Source organism: Pseudomonas sp. SJZ074 (assembly GCF_007828215.1).
Classification (GTDB): domain Bacteria; phylum Pseudomonadota; class Gammaproteobacteria; order Pseudomonadales; family Pseudomonadaceae; genus Aquipseudomonas.
Genome location: NZ_VIUE01000053.1, coordinates 1 through 18460 on the forward strand (window position 1 = coordinate 1; position 18460 = coordinate 18460).

12 protein-coding genes and 1 pseudogene are annotated in these 18460 nt (G+C 55.7%); 10 read left to right on the forward strand and 3 right to left on the reverse strand.

What is annotated here, in order from left to right:
- The 3 genes from FBX99_RS28455 to FBX99_RS28465 all read left to right on the forward strand — a co-directional run.
- Nucleotides 1-6168: hemagglutinin repeat-containing protein (locus FBX99_RS28455; RefSeq protein ID WP_178112116.1), on the forward strand; the 6168-nt coding region annotated here is incomplete at its 5' end.
- Nucleotides 6165-6743, forward strand: a complete 579-nt coding sequence (locus tag FBX99_RS28460) for a hypothetical protein (protein WP_144929659.1) — start codon at nucleotides 6165-6167, stop codon at nucleotides 6741-6743. The genes FBX99_RS28455 and FBX99_RS28460, both read left to right, overlap by 4 nt.
- Nucleotides 6744-6961: 218 nt before the next feature.
- On the forward strand, nucleotides 6962-7522 hold the full coding sequence (locus FBX99_RS28465) for a hypothetical protein (protein WP_145133774.1): 561 nt from the start codon (nucleotides 6962-6964) through the stop codon (nucleotides 7520-7522).
- A gap of 48 nt (nucleotides 7523-7570) precedes the next feature.
- Here the strand turns inward: FBX99_RS28465 and FBX99_RS28470 are convergent, their stop codons facing one another.
- Nucleotides 7571-7843 carry a hypothetical protein gene (locus FBX99_RS28470; RefSeq protein ID WP_145133776.1) on the reverse strand — a complete coding sequence of 91 codons (273 nt, stop codon included), beginning with the start codon at nucleotides 7841-7843 and terminating at the stop codon, nucleotides 7571-7573.
- A 341-nt stretch (nucleotides 7844-8184) separates the two neighbouring features.
- Here FBX99_RS28470 and FBX99_RS28480 point away from each other — a divergent pair, with 341 nt between their 5' ends.
- The 3 genes and pseudogenes from FBX99_RS28480 to FBX99_RS28490 all read left to right on the forward strand — a co-directional run.
- A complete protein-coding gene (locus FBX99_RS28480; protein WP_256664144.1) occupies nucleotides 8185-12855 on the forward strand; it encodes a hemagglutinin repeat-containing protein in 4671 nt (1556 codons plus the stop codon).
- Entirely contained in the window at nucleotides 12855-13193 is a 339-nt protein-coding gene (gene imm45 / locus FBX99_RS28485; protein ID WP_144931634.1) for an Imm45 family immunity protein, read from the forward strand. The genes FBX99_RS28480 and imm45 overlap by 1 nt, the downstream gene beginning before the upstream one ends.
- Nucleotides 13194-13879: 686 nt before the next feature.
- Nucleotides 13880-14095, forward strand: a pseudogene (locus tag FBX99_RS28490) (hypothetical protein); the annotation flags it as partial.
- A 38-nt stretch (nucleotides 14096-14133) separates the two neighbouring features.
- Here the strand turns inward: FBX99_RS28490 and FBX99_RS28495 are convergent.
- Nucleotides 14134-15353 (reverse strand): IS3 family transposase gene (locus FBX99_RS28495; protein WP_371923903.1). Its coding sequence is split into 2 segments (ribosomal slippage): nucleotides 14134-15008 and nucleotides 15008-15353, totalling 1221 coding nucleotides; the frame shifts between segments, so codons are not numbered across the junction.
- Nucleotides 15354-15409: 56 nt separating this feature from the next.
- Here FBX99_RS28495 and FBX99_RS28500 point away from each other — a divergent pair.
- From FBX99_RS28500 to FBX99_RS28510, 3 genes are all read left to right on the forward strand, one after another.
- Nucleotides 15410-15772 (forward strand): hypothetical protein, encoded by a 363-nt coding sequence (locus FBX99_RS28500; protein ID WP_256664143.1) that lies wholly within the window; start codon nucleotides 15410-15412, stop codon nucleotides 15770-15772.
- Between the two features lie 418 nt (nucleotides 15773-16190).
- The gene (locus FBX99_RS28505; RefSeq protein WP_145133782.1) at nucleotides 16191-16469 is read left to right on the forward strand and encodes a type II toxin-antitoxin system RelE/ParE family toxin; all 279 of its coding nucleotides are present in this window, start codon (nucleotides 16191-16193) and stop codon (nucleotides 16467-16469) included.
- Nucleotides 16469-16756: a HigA family addiction module antitoxin gene (locus FBX99_RS28510; RefSeq protein WP_145133784.1), complete on the forward strand. Its 288-nt coding sequence runs from the start codon at nucleotides 16469-16471 to the stop codon at nucleotides 16754-16756. Before FBX99_RS28505 ends, FBX99_RS28510 begins: the two co-directional genes overlap by 1 nt.
- A gap of 293 nt (nucleotides 16757-17049) precedes the next feature.
- Here FBX99_RS28510 and FBX99_RS28515 read toward each other — a convergent pair whose 3' ends face one another.
- Entirely contained in the window at nucleotides 17050-17781 is a 732-nt protein-coding gene (locus FBX99_RS28515) for a thioredoxin family protein (RefSeq protein WP_144931626.1), read from the reverse strand.
- A 174-nt stretch (nucleotides 17782-17955) separates the two neighbouring features.
- Here FBX99_RS28515 and FBX99_RS28520 point away from each other — a divergent pair, with 174 nt between their 5' ends.
- Nucleotides 17956-18348, forward strand: coding sequence for a transcriptional regulator (locus FBX99_RS28520; protein ID WP_144931624.1), 393 nt, complete (start codon nucleotides 17956-17958; stop codon nucleotides 18346-18348).
- Nucleotides 18349-18460 lie beyond the last annotated feature (112 nt).

Genomic DNA, 18460 nt, shown 5'->3' on the forward strand with positions numbered 1-18460 from the left:
ACCGCCAAAATCTACGAAATCGCTTGTATCGAGGGCTATAACGCCGGGGATTGCAGCGGCAAGCAGAACCATGTCTGGGAGTTGCTGCAACGCGAGAAAACCGAAGTCACTGCAGCCAGCGCGGCTTCCAGCATTACAGCGGGTGGCAACCTGACCCTGCGTGGCGGCAATCTGCTGAACCAGAGCAGCACCATTGCCAGCGGCGGCAACCTGAGCGCGTCCCTGGCCAACCTGACCAACAGCGGCGTCGAAACGGGTGAAACCGAAACCTCGCGGACTTACATGTCCGAACGGACCCGAAATGCAGGTGGCTGGTACAGCGCGGCGAGCAACTTCAACAACCAGTACTGGTTCGAAAGCGCGGGTTACAACGCCAACAACCTGGGCGGCATCGAAGGGGGCATCGCTAATTTCATCGGCATGACCGAAACGGAGCTTGGGCAATTTCGCAAGACCACCCAACTCGCCGGCGGCGACCAAAGCTACGCAGCCGTAATCCAGGCCGGTGGCGCGGTCAACATCTCGACCCAGAACAACATCGACAACAGCGTCGTACGCCCGGGCTACAGCTACATTGGTAGCGGCCCACGCACCAGCACGGCGGCGGCAGGCAGCCAATACTCCACCCGCATCACCCTCAACCAGCAACTGCCCCCCAACCTGGCGCAACAGCAGGTCAACCCGGTCGCCTTGCCCGGTTTCAGCCTGCCCACCGGCCAAAATGGCTTGTTCCGCCTGAGCGGACAGGATGGCAGCGCTCCGGCCAGCAGCGGTCCACAAAGCTGGACCCTGGGCACCGTAAGCCTGACTCCGGCCCAGAGTCAGCAGACACCGCCCACTGGCCAGGCGAGCACCTTCGACACCAGCGCTACCGTGGCAGGGACCTTGCCCGGCCGTAGCGCCGACTTCACGCTCAACCGCGTCCAGGGGCTGCCTACCAGCACCGTGGCGGCCAACCCGCACAAATACCTGATCGAAACCAACCCGGTGCTTACCGACCTCAAGAGTTTCATGAGCTCGGACTACCTGCTGCAGAACCTCGGCTACGACCCGGACCAGAGCGCCAAGCGCCTGGGCGACGGCCTCTATGAGCAGACCCTGATCCAGCAAGCCGTGGTCGCCCGCACCGGCCAACGCTTCATCGACGGCCAGACCTCCAACGAGGACATGTTCAAGTACCTGATGAACAACGCCATCGCCAGCAAACAGGAACTCAACCTGGCGCTGGGCGTAAGCCTCACCTCCGAACAAGTCGCGGCCCTGACCCATGACATCGTCTGGATGGAAAACGTCGAGGTCAACGGCGAGCAAGTGCTGGTGCCGGTGCTGTACCTGGCCAACGCCAACAACCGCCTGGCCGCCAACGGCGCGTTAATCCAGGGCGCCGACGTCACCCTGATCGCCGGCAAAGACCTGAACAACGCCGGCACCCTGCGCGCCAGCAACAACCTGTCGGCCAAAGGCACCAATGACCTGGTCAACAGCGGCCTGGTGGAAGCCGGCAACCGCCTCGACTTGCTAGCGGGCAACAACTTGGTCAACAAGGCCGGTGGCATCATCGCCGGACGCGACGTGACCCTCACCGCTACCAACGGCGACGTGATCAACGAACGCACCGTCACCACCCACGAAAGCGACAGCGGCTACCGCAGCGAACGCACCGACTTCATCGACAGCGCCGCCCGCATCGAAGCCGCCAACAACCTGACCATCAACGCCGGGCGGGACATCAACAACGTCGGTGGGGTGCTGAAGAGCGGCGCCGACACAACCCTGAGCGCCACCCGCGACGTCAACCTCACCTCGGCCGAACGCGTCGCCGGCGGAACGCGCGGGCTGCATCGCGACGAAACCATCACCCAATATGGCTCAAGTCTGGACATCGGTCGCGACCTGACGGCCAAGGCTGGGCGTGATCTGACGGCGGTTGCGAGTCAGATCGAAGCCAAGCGCGATGTCAGCATGAGTGCGGTGGGTGATCTGACGTTGGCGTCGGCGGCGGATGAGCAGCATTCGTATGGGAAGACCAAGAAGGTTACCAGTCAGGAAGACCACGCCCAGCAGGTAGCGACAACGGTCAACGCCGGAGGGGACGTGACGCTCAGTGCGGGCAAGGACCTGGGACTGATCGCCAGCAAGGTCAATGCTGGGGACGAGGCGTACCTGAGCGCTGCCGCGAACCTGGTGCTGCAATCGGCTGAAGATTCGGACTACAGCTTCTACAGCAAGACCAAGAAGTCGTCTTCTGGTAAGAAGTTTCGGCTGGATGAGACCAGTTCTGTTACCAACGTGGCTAGTTCGGTTACCAGTGGAACGAAAAGCACCTTGCTAGCGGGGCAGGACCTGGCGATTGAAGGAAGTGCGGTCAGTTCCGAGAAAGGTGGCGTGACGCTGGCAGCCGGTAACGACATACAGATTACTGCCGCTACCGACTCCACCAGTGCCCGTCACGAACGTAGCCAAAGCAAGAGCAGTTGGGGGGGCCTGAAGTCGAGCAAGGTTCAGGACAAGGTTGCTGAAACCCAAACCACGGCGGTGGGCAGCATCATCTCGGGAAATACCGTGGATGTGGCGTCGCGTCGTGATGTAACCGTAACCGGTTCGTCATTGGTCAGCACCCGGGATCTGAGCGTTCAGGCAGGACGCGACCTGAAGATCGACGCGGCTGAAAACATCTTTACCCGTGACGAAATGCACAAGCAGAAGAGCCATGATCTGACCGGTGTGTTGACGGGCAACAACCTCGGCATGGATGACATCACCGGTAACCAGCACCTGTCGATCAGTAAGGGAAACCATACAGGCAAAGCAACTCAGACAACGTTGACCGGCAGTACCGTAGGTTCAAGCGAGGGCAGCATCAATCTGTCTGCCGGCCGCGAACTGAGCGTAATAGCCAGTGACCTTGTCAGCACCAAGAACACCAACCTCTCGGGCTCCAACGTTACCTTGGTTGCCGGTATGGAAAGTGCCAGCCAGAGCAGCACGGACAAGTCCAGCAGCCTCGCCGTAGGACGCGTGGTGGGTGGAGCGATTGTCGATACGGTGAAGAGCATCCGGGACAACGCCAAGGCTGCGCAGAACGCCGATGATGGTCGTCTCAAGGCCGTGAAGGGTGCACAGGCCTTGATGGCGCTCAACGGCATGGGCGATCGGGTTGACGATCTTGCGGCGGCCGCCAGCGGCAGCCCAAATAGCAGCGGTGCCGTGTTCAAGATCGGGACGGAGCTGGCCAGTACCCACAGCAAGAGCACTACGCAGTACGAAAGCACCACTGCCAAGCAGACCACCGTCAACAGCGGCGGGAACCTGCTGATCGTTGCGTCGGGCCAGGCTGCCGGCACTGCCGGGGGTATCCATGTTGTCGGCAGTCAGCTGAAGGCGGCCGATACGCTGCTGCTGGCTAAGAACGACATCACGTTCGAGAGTGCACAGAACACCGAAGATCGTGAGAACCATAGCAGCAACAACAAGACCGCCATCGGCGCCAGCTTCAACATTGGCTCGCAGAACGGTTTCACCCTCGACCTCGGAGCCCAGCTCGCCAAAGGCAAGGGGAGCGGTCATGACGTCACGCAGGTCAACAGCACCCTGGATACGGGCTCGCTGAAACTGCAGAGCGGAAACGACACGACCCTGGCTGGGGCACAGATTCATGCCGACAACATCCTGGCCTTGGTGGGTGGCGACCTGAACATCGCCTCGCGACAGGACACGTCCGAACACAAGAACAAGCAAACCAGCGGCGGCTTTGGTGCCAGCATCTGCATTCCGCCGTTCTGTTACGGCGAAACGGTGACGGCAACCGCCAACATCGCCGCCAGCAACATGAACAGCAAGTACGAGGCGGTGACGGATCAAAGCGGTCTGTTCGCCGGCAAGGACGGCTACAACATCACCGTGGGCAAGAACACCGTACTGCAAGGTTCGGTGATTGCCAGCGAGGCCACGGCCGACAAGAACAGCCTGAGTACGGACAGGCTGATCGTCAGCGACATCAAGAACGTCAGTGAGATCAAGAGCCAGTCCGCAGGCTTCAACGCTTCTTATGGCAGTGGTTATGGCGAGTTGAAGCCAGGTACCACCTTTGGTGGCAGCGTTCCGCTGTCGCTCAAGGATTCCGACCACAGCACCACGCGCAGCGCTGTCAGCGAAGGCACGATCACCGTCCGTAATGCGGCCGGGGCCAATGACCTTGTGGGACTGAGCCGGGATACCGACAACGCCAATTCCCGGTTGGACCGTCCAGATGAAAAAGCGATGGAGGAGCGGATCGAGCTGATCCAAAGCACCGTTGCTTTATCCAAGACGGTCATCTCCGAGGTCGCCAGCGCGCAGCAACAGGCTGCCAATGAAAGGGCTCGAACTGCATCGACCGAGCAAGAGCGCAACGCTGCGATTGCCGATGCCAAGAGCTGGGACGTGGGCGGTGACAAACGTTTCATGGCTGATATCGCTGCCGGCTTGATTGCGGCGGGTCTGGGCGGCGTTGGGGGCAGTACGGCGGTGGGGTTGGTGGCTAACACCACGGCGGCCGACACGTACAAGAAAATTGGTGATTACGCTGATCAGCAGTTGGCAGAAGCCACACGGCAGAAAGATAAGACGCTTCAGGCCGCCTGGGGCGAGGGCGGTGCAGCGCGCGTCTTGCTCCATAGCTTGGCCGGCGCTGCGCAAGGCTTGTCCAGCGGCATCGCCGCAGGGGGCGCGCTGAGCGCAGGAGCTTCGGCCGCCATCATGCCGGCCCTGGATAAGGTGCTTAAAGACAGCGGTGTAGGTGTCGACAGCCGAGATGCTTTCGATGTCTTGCTGGCAGCAGGTCTGGGGGCGGCGGTAGGCAAGGGCGGCATCGCACAGGCGAGCGGCGCGACTATTGCGAGCAACGTAGAAAGATATAACCGCCAGGTCCATCCCACCGAAGCGCGCTTGATCGAGCAGGAAGCGCCAATGCTGGCTGCCCGGCTTGGCATCAGTCAGGCCGAGGCCGAGCAGCGGATGGCGCGGGCGTTTGCGTTTTATACCGATGCGGACTGGAACAAGACGATTGGTGGGACAGACGGCCAGTTTGATGCTGTGACATTGGAGTACCTGGGGAAGGCGTTGGCGCCGTTGGCTGAGCGGTATGACACCACTGTCGGAGCTCTGGAGAACGATAACAAGGGTTACACCTCCAGCGAAACGCTGGCCCTGATAAAGAACTACAACAAGACGCACTCATCGGAATTCAAGAATGCAGATATCAATATTGCTTACCTCGGTGACCCGGACTCTTATGGCACCACTGATCTGGTTAATTTCTACAAACTGAATCTTGATTTCAGCGGCAGAAAAAATGGCGCGTTTGACGGAGCCAAGGGATCGTTAGCCGGTTTGGGTGGAAGCGTTTGGTCCACGGTTCAATCAATGGCTTCGATGGGGAACGACCTTCTTTCGGGCCACGTGCTGGAAGTTGCGAACAACGCGCTGGACCCGTTTATAGAGCCACAGGACTTCGTTGGTGGCTGGATGGTCACTCAGGATGGCCAGGACTTTGTCCTCAAGCTGCAAAACAATAGCTATGGTCAGGCGCTGCAAACGACGAAGAACGCTGTTGACCTTGCTACGTTGATTTTGCCTGGGCCTGGTGAGGTGGGGGCGGCTGGGAAGGTCAGTGAGCTGGGGCAGTTTGAGGCCAAGCTTGCGCAGCAGTTGGAGGCTCTGACTCCGGCTACTTCCGCTATAACACGGATCGGACTACGGGAAGACCTTGCGGCACAAGCCGGGATTCCACGGAATATGGTGGAAGCCCCGGCGAATGTCTGGGGGAAATCCATTGATGATATTCAGCAGTCGTTCCAGATGGATGGTGCTAAGCTAATTTATGAACCACCCAGAGCTGGGTCATCGGGCAATGCTCAGGTCTATAGGGTTGAAGGTGGTACAACTGGGATCAAAGAGATTCAATATAGTCCATCTACTGTTGGGGGAGTTAAGCCGTCAATTCATATAGGTGAGTATTATAAGGTTACCTATTTTGATGGCAGTAAGGCCAAGGTAGTTGATCCCTCCACTTATAGGCCGACCTTCGAAAAAGGCATGCCTATTTATGATAATAATACTGTTTACTATAATCCGCAGGGGCAGAAAGTTGTGTTTAATTCAGCGAAAAACTTATGGGAGCCAAAATGAGTGATTTTGTTATCAGGTGGTCGGCTCCGATTTTGCCATCTCACTCACTTGCTGGAATCCCCTTGGGAGTTCATGTTGATGAGTTTGAAGCGGTGCTTAATAAGTATGTTGTCGACGATGCGAAGGGTATATATAAGTTTGTAGACTCTCCCGCTCTAAAGATGGAAAAGCATTTCGACTCAAAGGGAGAGGGTGGATATGGATTTCATGTTGTTGATTTGGAATTAACTAATTGGCGCTTGTATTACGATAGTCCGGAGCATTTAGGTGTTGAGACAAGAGCGCTCCATGTGCTAACTCGCAACTGGAAGATTTATGCCGTTAAAGTGTGGATGTATGAAAATCTTGCCGATGGTCAAAAACCAGTCAGCTCATATCAGGGTAAGTTGCCAGAAAATATAGGGCTTGGGGATTTTGTAAGAGAGCTATTGCCTTATACGGATCTTGAGTTTGATAGTGCAGAGGAATGGTTTTATACAGATAGGGAATATGGAGGGCTGGAGGTGACAGGTTATTGCTGCGATCTGAATGAGAGGCCAGATCAAGTAATTATTGCTTTAGCGGTTGTTGGCTAGCAAAGCAAAGTGAGAAAAAGCGCGAAGTAGGACAAGGTTTCTTAGGGGAGAGCACGATTGTGAGTTGACTGGAATCGCTCGCCTTTTAATCGTGGCTATCCTGAGAAGCTCTTGGAGAAACTCATCAGGTTCACATCATTCTTTATAGAGATGAGACGATTGAGTGTGGTCCCCTCCCCTGTTTTCATTTAGCTATTAATAATGTGTCAGGAGCATCCATGAAAAAAACCACACTGCTGATATTGAGCCTGATCTTGACGTTACCAGGCTGCAAATCCAACGTCCGAGATTCTTCCCCAACCCTGCTCAACAACGGCATCCAACTCCAGCAAAATAAAGTAACCGTCGACGCCCAGCACGCCAAGGTCATCATGAAAGCGACCGGCAACGTCGTCCCGGTAGAGTTTTCGATCAGGCGCGCAACGGACCCCGACCAGCGCCTGGATGTGCAGGGAACCGTAGTGGACTCCGGTCGTGGCAAAGTGTTTGGCTGGATAGCCAAGCTTAACGAAGCGACTCACAGCGCGACCTTGAAGTACTTCCCTCAGTTGGAGGTACAAGCTGACCCCGATCAGCCATTCGAGGTATCGGGTTACGCCAGTGGTGCGAGTATCAACCGTGGCTACCGCTGCGGCCCGATCAGCACTACATTCACGCCGGAGAAAGGTAAGGTTTATCTGGCGGAGTTTCAGTTTGTAGGTGAAGGCTGTGAGCTGCATGTCTATGACACCACTCAGCCTCAGCAGCGCGTTCCTGTTGCGAGCGCACCTAGCCGCTGATTCAGTTTACAAATGCTAAATGGGCGACCCACAGGTCGCCCGTTTTTATTACTCCGCCGCCTGCGCTCGCAGCCGCCGTCCAATCACATCCATCACGTCGCACCCATCGCGCAACGATATCGTCAGCATTTTGCAGAAGTCGGAAAGCACGACGGTGTCGGAGCTGATATCCGAACGAAACGCGATGTTTTCTAAAACTTGAGTTACGGTGCGAATACGGTAGTCGGCAGTTTCGAAGAGGACGTCAAGTGGAGCTTCTGTGTCGATGAGCAGGGTAGCGGGTGTGCAGTCGATACCAGTAATGGGCATGTATCGTTTCATGTTTTAAGTCTCGGTCAGTGGTAGTGGGGACCGTCACCCATTTATCGTCGCCAAACGAATGGGTGACAGCTGTACGCAGGTTGGCGAACCGGGACCGAGTTCCGGCAGACCCGAAGGTCTCCCGCGCACAACTGCCATAGAGCAGTGATGCGGGCACGAAAGTTCCTGCAAGTAAGCGGGAGCTTTCGCACACGGTCAACGGATCGCCAAATCCGATCGCCATTTGGGCGACGGGCGGACTATAAGCTTCATCCTTCGAATGCCGCAAGGCGCTTGTTTCCTAGGTTTGCGTAGGATTTTGTGGCAAGGGCGCCAAACAGGAACTCAACCTGTCCATCGGCGTGAGCCTCACCTCCGAACAAGTCGCGGCCCTGACCCATGACATCGTCTGGATGGAAAACGTCGAGGTCAACGGCGAGCAAGTCCTGGTGCCGGTACTGTACCTGGCCAACGCCAACAACCGCCTGGCCGCCAACGGCGCGTTAATCCAGGGCGCCGACGTCACCCTGATCGCCGGCAAGGACCTGAACAACGCCGGCACCCTGCGCGCCAGCAACAACCTGTCGGCCAAAGGCACCAATGACCTGGTCAACAGCGGCCTGGTGGAAGCCGGCAACCGCCTCGACCTGCTGGCGGGCAACAACCTCGTCAACAAGGCCGGCGGCATCATCGCCGGACGCGACGTCACCCTCACTGCCACCAACGGCGACGTGATCAACGAACGCACCGTCACCACCCACGAAAGCGACAGCGGCTACCGCAGCGAACGCACCGACTTCATCGACAGCGCCGCCCGCATCGAAGCCGCCAACAACCTGACCATCAACGCCGGGCGGGACATCAACAACGTCGGTGGGGTGCTGAAGAGCGGCGCCGACACAACCCTGAGCGCCACCCGCGACGTCAACCTCACCTCGGCCGAACGCGTCGCCAGTGGGACCCGCGGTCTGCATCGTGATGAAGACATCAAGCAATACGGCTCCAGCCTGGACATCGGTCGCGACCTGACGGCGAAGGCAGGGCGTGATCTGACGGCGGTTGCGAGCCAGATCGATGCCAAGCGCGATATCAGCATGAGCGCGGCGGGTGATCTGACGTTGGCGTCGGCGGCGGATGAGCAGCATTCGTATGGGAAGACCAAGAAGGTTACGGCTCAGGAAGACCATGTGAGCCAGGTGTCCACCAGCGTGACGGCGGGTGGGGATGTGTCGCTGAGTTCAGGGGAGGATCTGGGCATTATCGGCAGTCGGGTCAAGGCCAAGGACGACGTCGGCTTGGATGCCGAACAGGACCTCATCATCGCTTCCGCGCAGGATCAGGACTATTCCTATTACTACAAGAAGAAAAAAGGCTCGTTCGGTCGCAGTAAGACGACTGAGAAAGAAAGTTACAGCAGCACCAGTGTCGCCTCTGTCATCGAAGCGGGACAGGATCTCACCGTTAATACGTTCGTGGACGGAGATGGCAATGTCAGTCTGAACGGGGGACGGAATGTCACGGTGATGGGCAGCGAGCTCAAGGCCGGTGATAACTTGATCGTCGGTGCCACCAATGACGTAGCGGTGCTCTCCGCTACCGAAGAAAGCGGGGCGTACAGCAAAAAGACAAAAACCGGTTTGTTCGGTCTGTCCAAAAGCGGCAAGAGTCAACTCCAGACTAACGTGACCCAGGTTGGTAGCGAGCTGAGCGCTGCTAACGATGTGGTGGTCGTCGCTGGTCATGACATCGCAATGCAAGCCAGTGAAATCACGGCGAAGAACAATGCTGAACTGCATGCCGGTCTGATCGATAAAACCGGCGACATCGATCTCACAGCAGCGGATAACCAATCCTACAGCCGGACCGAGGAGTACAAGAAGAAGGTCGGTTTGTCCCTTAAAGACACAGTCGGTCTATTTGCCGGTACACCCGGAGCGGGAGCGGACATCACTCTGAGCTCGTCGCAGAAGAAGGGGCGCGAAGTTGTTAGCAGCACTGGCGTGGGTAGTCAGATCACGGCGGGGAATGATGCAGTGTTGGACGCTGCTCAAGATATCAATATCGTCGGTAGCGGTGTAAGTGCCAATCGAAATGCAACGCTTGATGCCGGCCGCGACGTGAACATACTTGCCGGCACTAATACACACCGGAGCAATAGCTGGAAAACCGATAAAAGCTTCGGCATCAAGCAGGATGTCGATACCAACGGGTACACCACTTTCGTGGGCAATGAAACGGTCAAGAAAGGTCGTGATACCGATGGCAATACCGCAGCTGGCAGTCTGGTTGACGCGGGGCATGATGTACGGATCGATGCCGGTCGCAACATCAATCAACTGGGCTCTGATCTCCAGGCTGACAACGACATCAAACTGAAAGCGGTACATGACATCAACATCCTGGCCGTCGACGAGCGTACCCGGGTAACGACAACCGAAAGTGTCAAGCGTACCGGCACCACGACCACCGTCGCTTATAACTTCGGCAAAACCATGGATACCTTGGGCGATTCGGGTAAGGGCGAGGATGGTGTCAGTAAGACTTCCAGTGTGTTGAAAACGGTTGATGCGCTCGACCAGTTCTTCAGCGGTCCTAAGTTCGACGGACACGTGGGTAGCTCAAGTACTAGTGAGCGCCAGACCCAAACATCGGTGAGCAATCGCTCTTCCAGTCTTTCCGCCGGGAATGACATCAGCCTTGAGGCTGGTAACGATGTAAGTGTAAGTGGCGGCCGATTCGACTCAGAGCGTGATATCAACGTGAGCGGGCGCAACATCACGCTCGACGTGGCTCACGGGGCACAAAGTACGAATAGCGATCAAACCTATAGCAAGGGCGGGGTGAAAGGCGGAACGACCGGTGGCTTCAAACTGGGTGTAGGCATAAGCAACGCCGGTAGCCAGGACGAATCGACGCAGGGAACCTCCACGGCGACTCAGCTCAACGCCGTCGGTGATATCGTCCTGAAAGCCAAAAATGATCTGACCCTGATTGGCACCGAGGCGACTGCCGGGAAGGACATCAAGCTCAAGGCTGACAATGATCTTAAGATCCTGTCGGCGCAAAACGCCTCCAGCAGCGAAAGCAATCGACGCAGTTGGGGGACTGAAGGCGGCCTCATCCTTGGACAAGACGGGATCGGTGTCTATGGCAGCGCCAACATCGGCCTTGGAAATCTGGAACGAGAAGGCATCCAGCAGCAGGAGGCTTACCTCTATGCTGGCAACCAACTGAACTTTGAAAGCGGTCGCGATACCACTGTTGCCGGTGCCACGTTGCGTGGGGATGAAGTAATCGGTGATGTCGGTCGCAACCTCACCGTAACTTCCGTACCGAATACGGGCAAGGTCGAGGGTAAAGAGTTCGACGCCAGCCTCACGGTGGCCGTGAGCTACGGCGTCACCGTCAGCGGCTCGGTGGGTTACGGCCAGACCCACGGCAAAACTAATTGGGTCGAGAACCAGACCGTTATCAGCGGCAAGAACAAGGTCGACATTCGTACCGAGGACCATACCCAACTGGATGGAGCGGTATTGGCGGCGGACAACGGCAACTTGAAACTCGATACCGATACGTTGGATTTCCGCGATATCACCGGTAAAGACAACGAGCATGGTTATTACCTCAGCGTCAGTGGTAGCTACAACGCCGGTAGCGGCTCGCAAGCTGACAAACCCAACAAAGGCATGGAAGGGAAGGAGAAAAACAGCTGGGCGCTTGAGGGTTACAACTACAACAAAGACCGTGAACAGGTTCTTCGCGCTACGGTGGGCGAAGGTGAGATTGTTGTGCGTGACGATAAGGTTACGGGTGACGACTCCACGGCGGGGCTGAATCGGGATGTAAGCAAGGCGTATGAGGTAACTCGGGATGAGGAACATCGGACGGAGCTGTATGCGTCCAGTACGTCAGTCGATGCTGTGCTCAACCCGACAAAGACACTCGATAGATGGGAAAAAAGCGTTGAAAACTACGGCGAAAACAGTCTCGAGTCGTTAAATGTTTTAACGGACTTGCTTTTCGGTGCGGCAAATATTGCGGTGGGCAATAGTTTTGACGATGCAAACAAAGTCACTGTTGTCCGAGCCTTCAAACGGCAGCTAGGCAGTCGTGATGCCGAGCGCAGAGAAGCTGCCGCGGGTGATGCATTACGGGGCATTACTAACGGTGCTGAAACGGCTGAGGTGCAGGCCCTTGCTAAAAAGATAGCTGATATTGCAGGTCAAAATCCCGATCAGGCGTATGGGATGTTGGTGTTGCTTCAACGATTGCAGAATCCTCATCCTGAAGTATCGAATTTTGGGCCGCTACCGCTGGTAGCCGGCGGTGCCATCGCTGCTTTGGGTGCGGCATTACTGTCCACTGAAAGCTCACCGCAAAACCAAGAAAACATGCGGGTGGCGGCGAATTCAGTTGTAGCTTCTTTGGACGAGGCTGGTTACACAGGGCAGCAGCAACTGACGCTGTCGGCGGAGCTTTGGCTTTTAGTATTAGGCACCACCTTTCCAATCCATTTGCTTGATCCGGAACATGGGTTACTGATTAATCCATCAGTAGATAATGATGTTCTACATCCTGTAAGTATCGGGGATGGAGTTGACCTACCTTCTTTGCCAGGTAGTACTGATGGTAGTCCGATTGTTGAAGGGGGAAGCACCAGTTATACCAATCCTTCCGTTGAAAATCCCTCGCCAGGTATTCTTTATAGCCTGCCTTGGGGGCAGTCTGCGGCAGAATTTGAGAAGAGCCTAGTTAATCTTCCTTACGATGAAAGAGTCGCTGTCGTAAAAAGCAGGGGCAGGGAGTTAGCTAAGGCATTAGGTTGGAAGAAGGATAATCGGCTAACTAGAATAAACGATCGAGACGTGTACACGATGGGAGACGGGTTTCTTTATGCTTTGGATACTCAGCATGGTAGGCTGGAGCAGGTGAACGGTAAAACAGGGAAGCATATCAGTGAGTTTTATTTTGATTTGGTTGCCGTCCCTGATTCAAAGGACGCGTCCGGTGGGCATGATTTGAGGGTTAAGTAATGGAAGGTGTAAAATTAGTTGATAGTTTGGCTCCGGCGATAACTCGTGGGCAGATATTTCGACTCCCGGCTCGATGGCCGTACGAGGAAATTGTAGAATTCATGGTTGTTGATATTCCTGACGAGCAATATGGACATTCTATTGCCGTTGCCTCCGGTAATAAGGCTGGCCTTTTAGTGGTGCGCCTGCCTGTTGAAAGTCGCTTTTCAGGTACTCGAGAAATTTCAAGAGAGTGGCTGATCGAGAATTGGGCTAAGTGGGTGTATCCCGACTGTCCTGTCGGGAATGTTTATTTGTTTAAGCAAACGGATGTCCCTTCTAATTTGATGGAGCGTTAGTAAAAAAACAAAAAGGGGACAGGTTCTGAGGAGGGGCGAATTTTCGAAAAAACAAGAAGTTGGAATAAGGCAGGATAAAAAAGGGGGTTGGAAAAGTGGAAAAGGAGACAAATTTGAATGGCGCTTACTTAACAGATAACTAGCTGATACAACTGAGAAAAATTTTCAAGTACGGCTCTCTCGTACTGATGGAGAAACTATGGCTTATAATGATTTAGTTGATCGGTTTGTTGTGCAAGAGCTGAGACCTTCTGTTCGTAAGGTTCTAAGGAAGGCTCTTCAGTAACGAGCTGACTCTGAAAAGGTTTTAGCTAGGCAATGTGAGCTCAATTGATTTGATGTTGAGCTTGATTTTTTAAAGGGGTGGTTGTTATTAAAGATATTCTCGATTCAGGAGAAGGTAGCAGTGTAGAAATGCTGATTTCAGATTTATTATTTTGTGCGGGTTGAGCGATAACTAGCGGGTAAACAATCGAGGGGTGGAGTTTTAGCAGAATGGGTCGCGAATATGAGTTGATTAAAGCCGACTCGCCTTTTAGTCGTGGCCTGTTCCTGAATAATTCCAAACTATCTTTAAATCCGTTGTATCGATTCATCAGGCTTAAGCCATGCCTTATCGAGAGGGTGCGATTGAATGTGGTTCTCATTATTCTTATTTAACTATTAATAATACGTCAGGAGAGTTGATGAAAAAAGCTACACTGCTTATATTGAGTTTGATCTTGACGCTACCAGGCTGCAAATCCAACGTTCGAGACTCTTCCCCCAGCCTGCTCAACGACGGCGTCCAGCTCCAGCAAAACAAGGTAACCGTCGATGCACAGCAAGCCAAAGTCATCATGAAAGCTTCGGGCGCCACATACCCCGTTGAGTTTTCGATTAGACGGGCCAACGACCCAGACCTGGACTTGCCCCTACAAAACCGGACACCAACTCCCCGTTAAATTGATGCTGGCGCCAAGCGCCTGAACTCTCTCGGTGAGCGATAGTTCAAGGCGCTGTGCGGATGCTGCTCGTTGTAGTGTTCGAAGGCAATCGCCAGGTTACGCAGTGCCGTTTCGCGATCCGGCTTAGGCATGTGCGCCACGTAATCACGTTTGATCGTCTTCACAAAACTCTCGGCCATGCCGTTGCTCTGCGGGCTGCGCACAGGTGTGGTCACCGGCTGCAAGCCGATCTGTCGAGCAAACAGGCGTGTCTGTTCGGCGGTGTAGGCCGAGCCGTTATCGCTGAGCCATTGCACTGGCGTGGTCGGTAGTTGATCACCGAAGCGCTTCTCCACGCTTTCCAGCATCAAGTCGCGGATATCATCGCCACTGTACCCGGTCGGGCTGGCAACCCACCCGATGGCTTCGCGATCACAGCAGTCCAGGGCGAAGGTCACGCTCAGTTTGGCGCCGTCCTCGCAGCGGAACTCAAAGCCGTCCGAGCACCAACGCGTATCGCTGGTTTTCACCGCAATACGGCCTTCGTGCCGACGCGGCACGCCGGGCTGTTTGAGTCGACGTTCCAACAGCAAGTTGTGATCACGCATGACCCGGTAAACCCGTTTCACGTTGATCGCCGGCAGCGACTGGGTTTCACGGGCGCGACGCAGCAATCCCCAGACTCGACGGTAGCCATAGCTGGGCAGTTCACTGACCTGTTGCTGAATTTCGGCCACCAACTCAGCGTCGTTCACAGGCCTGCTTCGCCGTGTCTTGGGCGATACCGATTGCTTGATTCGAACCGTTAATTGCGAGCGCGCCACACCGAGACATTCGCTGACCAGCTTCACTGATCGTCCCCCGGCAACAAGGGTGAGTGCGCAATCCATTTTCGCGACCGGGCGATCTCCACGGCCTCTTTGAGGATTTCTGCTTCCATCGTTTTCTTGCCCAGCATCCGTTGCAGTTCACGGATCTGCTTGAGCGCATCGCTCAACTCGGAGGCAGGCACCACGGCTTCGCCGGCACTGACCGCCGACAGGCTGCCGTCCTGATAAAGCTTGCGCCACAGAAACAGCTGATTGGCATTGATGCCGTTGCGCCGAGCGACGACCGACACACTTTGTCCTGGCTCAAGGCTCTCGCGAACCATGGCCAGCTTTTGCTCTGGGCTCCAGCGGCGCCGCCGCTCCTGGCCCAAAAGCTCCCCACTCTTATCGTTGCTGTTAGTCATAAACATAACCGTTTGCCTATCCCTTATCGTAAGGGGGAAACGGTGTCCTGTCTTTCATGGGGCTCGTTCAAGACCAGCGCCTGGATGTGCAGGGAACCGTAGTAGATTCCGGTCGTGGCAAAGTGTTTGGCTGGATCGCCAAGCTTAACGAAGTGACCCACAGCGCGACCTTGAAGCACTTCCCTCAGTTGGAAGTACAAGCTGACCCCGATCAGCCATTCGAGGTATCGGGTTACGCCAATGGTGAGAGCATCAACCGTGGCTACCGCTGTGGGCCGATCAACACCACGTTCACGCCGGAGAAAGGTAAGGTTTATCTGGCGGAGTTTCAGTTTGTGGGTCAGGGCTGTGAACTGCATGTCTATGACACCACTCAGCCTCAGCAGCGCGTTCCTGTTGCGAGTGCACCTAGTCTCTGATTCAGTTTACAAATGCGAAACGGGCGACCAACAGGTCGCCCATTTTCATTACTCCGCCGCCTGCGCTCGCAACCGTCGTCCAATCACATCCATCACGTCGCACCCATCGCGCAACGATACTGTCAAAAAGGGGACAGTAGTTTGCTCGCCTGCACCGGAATTTTCGCACCTTTATCCGAGAGGTGTCTGATTTCCAATTAATAGATCCGCTAATAAGCTGACTCAGCGAAGAGCACCGAACCCGGCATCGGCTGGACCAAAGTGCAAATAGACGTAGTGGTATTCACTGGACAGCGGAACGAAGTCAGATTCGTATCCTTTCCGTAGCCACCTGTTTCCGCTCTTACCTGAGCTCATCTCACGAGCCTCTCGGGGAGATTTTTTTGTTGCGTGTTGCGCAACATGGTAGGCTTTCGCGATGATCAAATCTTTTCAGCACAAGGGGCTACGTAGGCTCTTCGAAACAGGTAGTACAGCTGGCATACAACCAGCTCATGCCAAGCGGCTTCGAATGCAGCTAGCCGCCTTGGATACAGCCATGACCATTGATGATATGGACATTCCGGGCTTTCGTTTGCACCTGCTCAAGGGAGAGAAGCGCGGACGCTGGTCGATCATGGTGAATGGCAACTGGCGGCTCACTTTCGAGTTTCGCGAAGGAAACGCTTATGTACTGGACTATGAGGATTACCATTGATGAACATGCACAACCCACCTCATCCCGGTGAATTCATTACCGAAATCTATCTGGAGCCTAACGGTATCAGCGGCCGAGAACTGGCTGAAAAGCTTGGTGTAGCGCCCTCGACTTTGAGCCGTGTCTTGAAGAGGGCCAGTCGCGTTTCGCCTGAAATGGCGCTGCGGCTGTCGGTCGCGCTCGGCCGCTCGCCGGAAAGCTGGCTGGCTATGCAAGATGCTTACGATTTGTGGATTGCTCGTCAACACGTCGATTTGCAGCAAGTAGGAAAGCTCGCTTTCGCATGATCAGCCCAAGTTGGATGAGTTGCTCTCTTGTCTACAGAATTGGCTGCTATCCGGCCCTGCTTACTTGGTTCAATTGTGTCTTTTGACGGCAACGTTGTTTGTTGAAAACGTGAAACGGGCGACTCTCAAGTCGCCCGTTTTCATTACTCCGCCGCTTGCGCCCGCAACCGTCTCCCAATCACATCGCACCCGAGGTCAGGCAATGTAGGCGCCTGCTGCGCAGTCGAGCGGGAGCAAGCTCCCTCGCCACAGGGGGAGCTTTGCTCGACTGGGCGGTAGGTGAACACCCTGCATCAGCTGTGGCAGCAACTGTGAGGCTTGGCGTCCTCGTATTTATCGTGATGCCGTACCCAATCCATGATTTCGTCCTCATTACGCCCCTTCGGCGCGAGGTCGAGGTAGTGGTAAGTCCCGACCAGCATGTCCAGACCTCGGGCATAGGTGGAGTAGGTGTGAAATATTTCGCCGGCCTCGTTGCGGTAGAAGACGCTCAAACCTGGGAGTTCGCCTTCGGCGGTGTCGGTTTTTTCGTAGTTGTAGGTGGCTTTTCCGGCGGCGGTGTCTTCGGTTTTGAAGCTGACGCCGAAGTCGTAGTTGAAGTCGCAACCGTTTGAGGAGACCCAGTCGAAGGCCCAGCCCATGCGGCGTTTGAACGGTTGGAATTCGGCGAACGGGGCGCGGGAGACGGCGACCACCGCCACATCGTGGTGGGCCAGGTGTTGGTTGGCTCCGTCGATGTGGTCGCAGAGGAAGGAGCAGCCTTGGCAGCCTTCTGTCCAGCCGGGGCCGAACATGAAGTGGTAGACGATCAGTTGGCTGCGGCCGCCGAACAGATCGGCCAGGCTGAGTTCGCCGTTCGGCCCCTGGAAACGGTAGGGTTTGTCGATCTTGACCCACGGCAGGGCGCGGCGTTCGGCGCTGAGTTTGTCCCGTTCACGGGTGAAGGCTTTTTCGTGGGCCAGGTGTTGCTGGCGGGCCTTGAGCCATTCTTCCCGCGAGACGACTGGATGGTTCTCTACGTTCATGGTGATTTCTCCTGGAGGCAGGGCGTTTCAACAAGTGGTCGTCTGGCCCTGGATGAATTCGACAGACCGTTGGTCGGTTGACGCGACGGTCCGCCCGGAAGCCTGGCTGAACGGTGGCGTGGCGCTCCGGTCACAGGTTGAGTAGGCATCTCACTCTTTGGAGGATGGATCAGGATGGCGACTTATAACTGGGATTTGATCGAAAAGTTGTTGCACGAAGTGCAGAATGGCGCGGGCCACAGTTTCACGCCTCGGCCTTATGCGGAGGAGTATGTGGCGGCGAAAGCGGCCGCAGGCGAGGAGACAGAGAACCTCGATCATCTGAAGGCGGTCGCCGGGGAGTACGAGAAGTTGCTGCTGGAGCGTGGCTTCATTGAGCCTCGCCCGGAGGAAGAGGGCGGCAATGGCGAGAATTTCGTGCTGACGATGCGGGGTTCGCGCTTGTTGAGCCTGATCGATAGCAGCATTCCCGGTAATGATCATCCGCGTCAGGTGCTGGATGAGCAGGAAGATGCGCTGGATGAGTTTACCTTTGATGACTTGGCTTCGAAGGCGCAAATTGCCTGACAGGTGTGCGCCGTCCTTGTGGGAGCGGGCTTGAACTGGTCAAGTATTCTTGGACACCATTTAAGGTTCACGCCGCCAGTCTTTCCCTGACGACCGGCGACCGGTAATCGTT

Bases quoted from the DNA above. Each gene is read 5' to 3' on its own strand.
- FBX99_RS28460 (WP_144929659.1), top strand. From the start codon at position 6,165: ATGAGTGATTTTGTTATCAGGTGGTCGGCTCCGATTTTGCCATCTCAC.
- FBX99_RS28465 (WP_145133774.1), top strand. From the start codon at position 6,962: ATGAAAAAAACCACACTGCTGATATTGAGCCTGATCTTGACGTTACCA.
- FBX99_RS28470 (WP_145133776.1), bottom strand. From the start codon at position 7,843: ATGAAACGATACATGCCCATTACTGGTATCGACTGCACACCCGCTACC.
- imm45 (WP_144931634.1), top strand. From the start codon at position 12,855: ATGGAAGGTGTAAAATTAGTTGATAGTTTGGCTCCGGCGATAACTCGT.
- FBX99_RS28500 (WP_256664143.1), top strand. From the start codon at position 15,410: ATGGGGCTCGTTCAAGACCAGCGCCTGGATGTGCAGGGAACCGTAGTA.
- FBX99_RS28505 (WP_145133782.1), top strand. From the start codon at position 16,191: ATGATCAAATCTTTTCAGCACAAGGGGCTACGTAGGCTCTTCGAAACA.
- FBX99_RS28510 (WP_145133784.1), top strand. From the start codon at position 16,469: ATGAACATGCACAACCCACCTCATCCCGGTGAATTCATTACCGAAATC.
- FBX99_RS28515 (WP_144931626.1), bottom strand. From the start codon at position 17,781: ATGAACGTAGAGAACCATCCAGTCGTCTCGCGGGAAGAATGGCTCAAG.
- FBX99_RS28520 (WP_144931624.1), top strand. From the start codon at position 17,956: ATGGCGACTTATAACTGGGATTTGATCGAAAAGTTGTTGCACGAAGTG.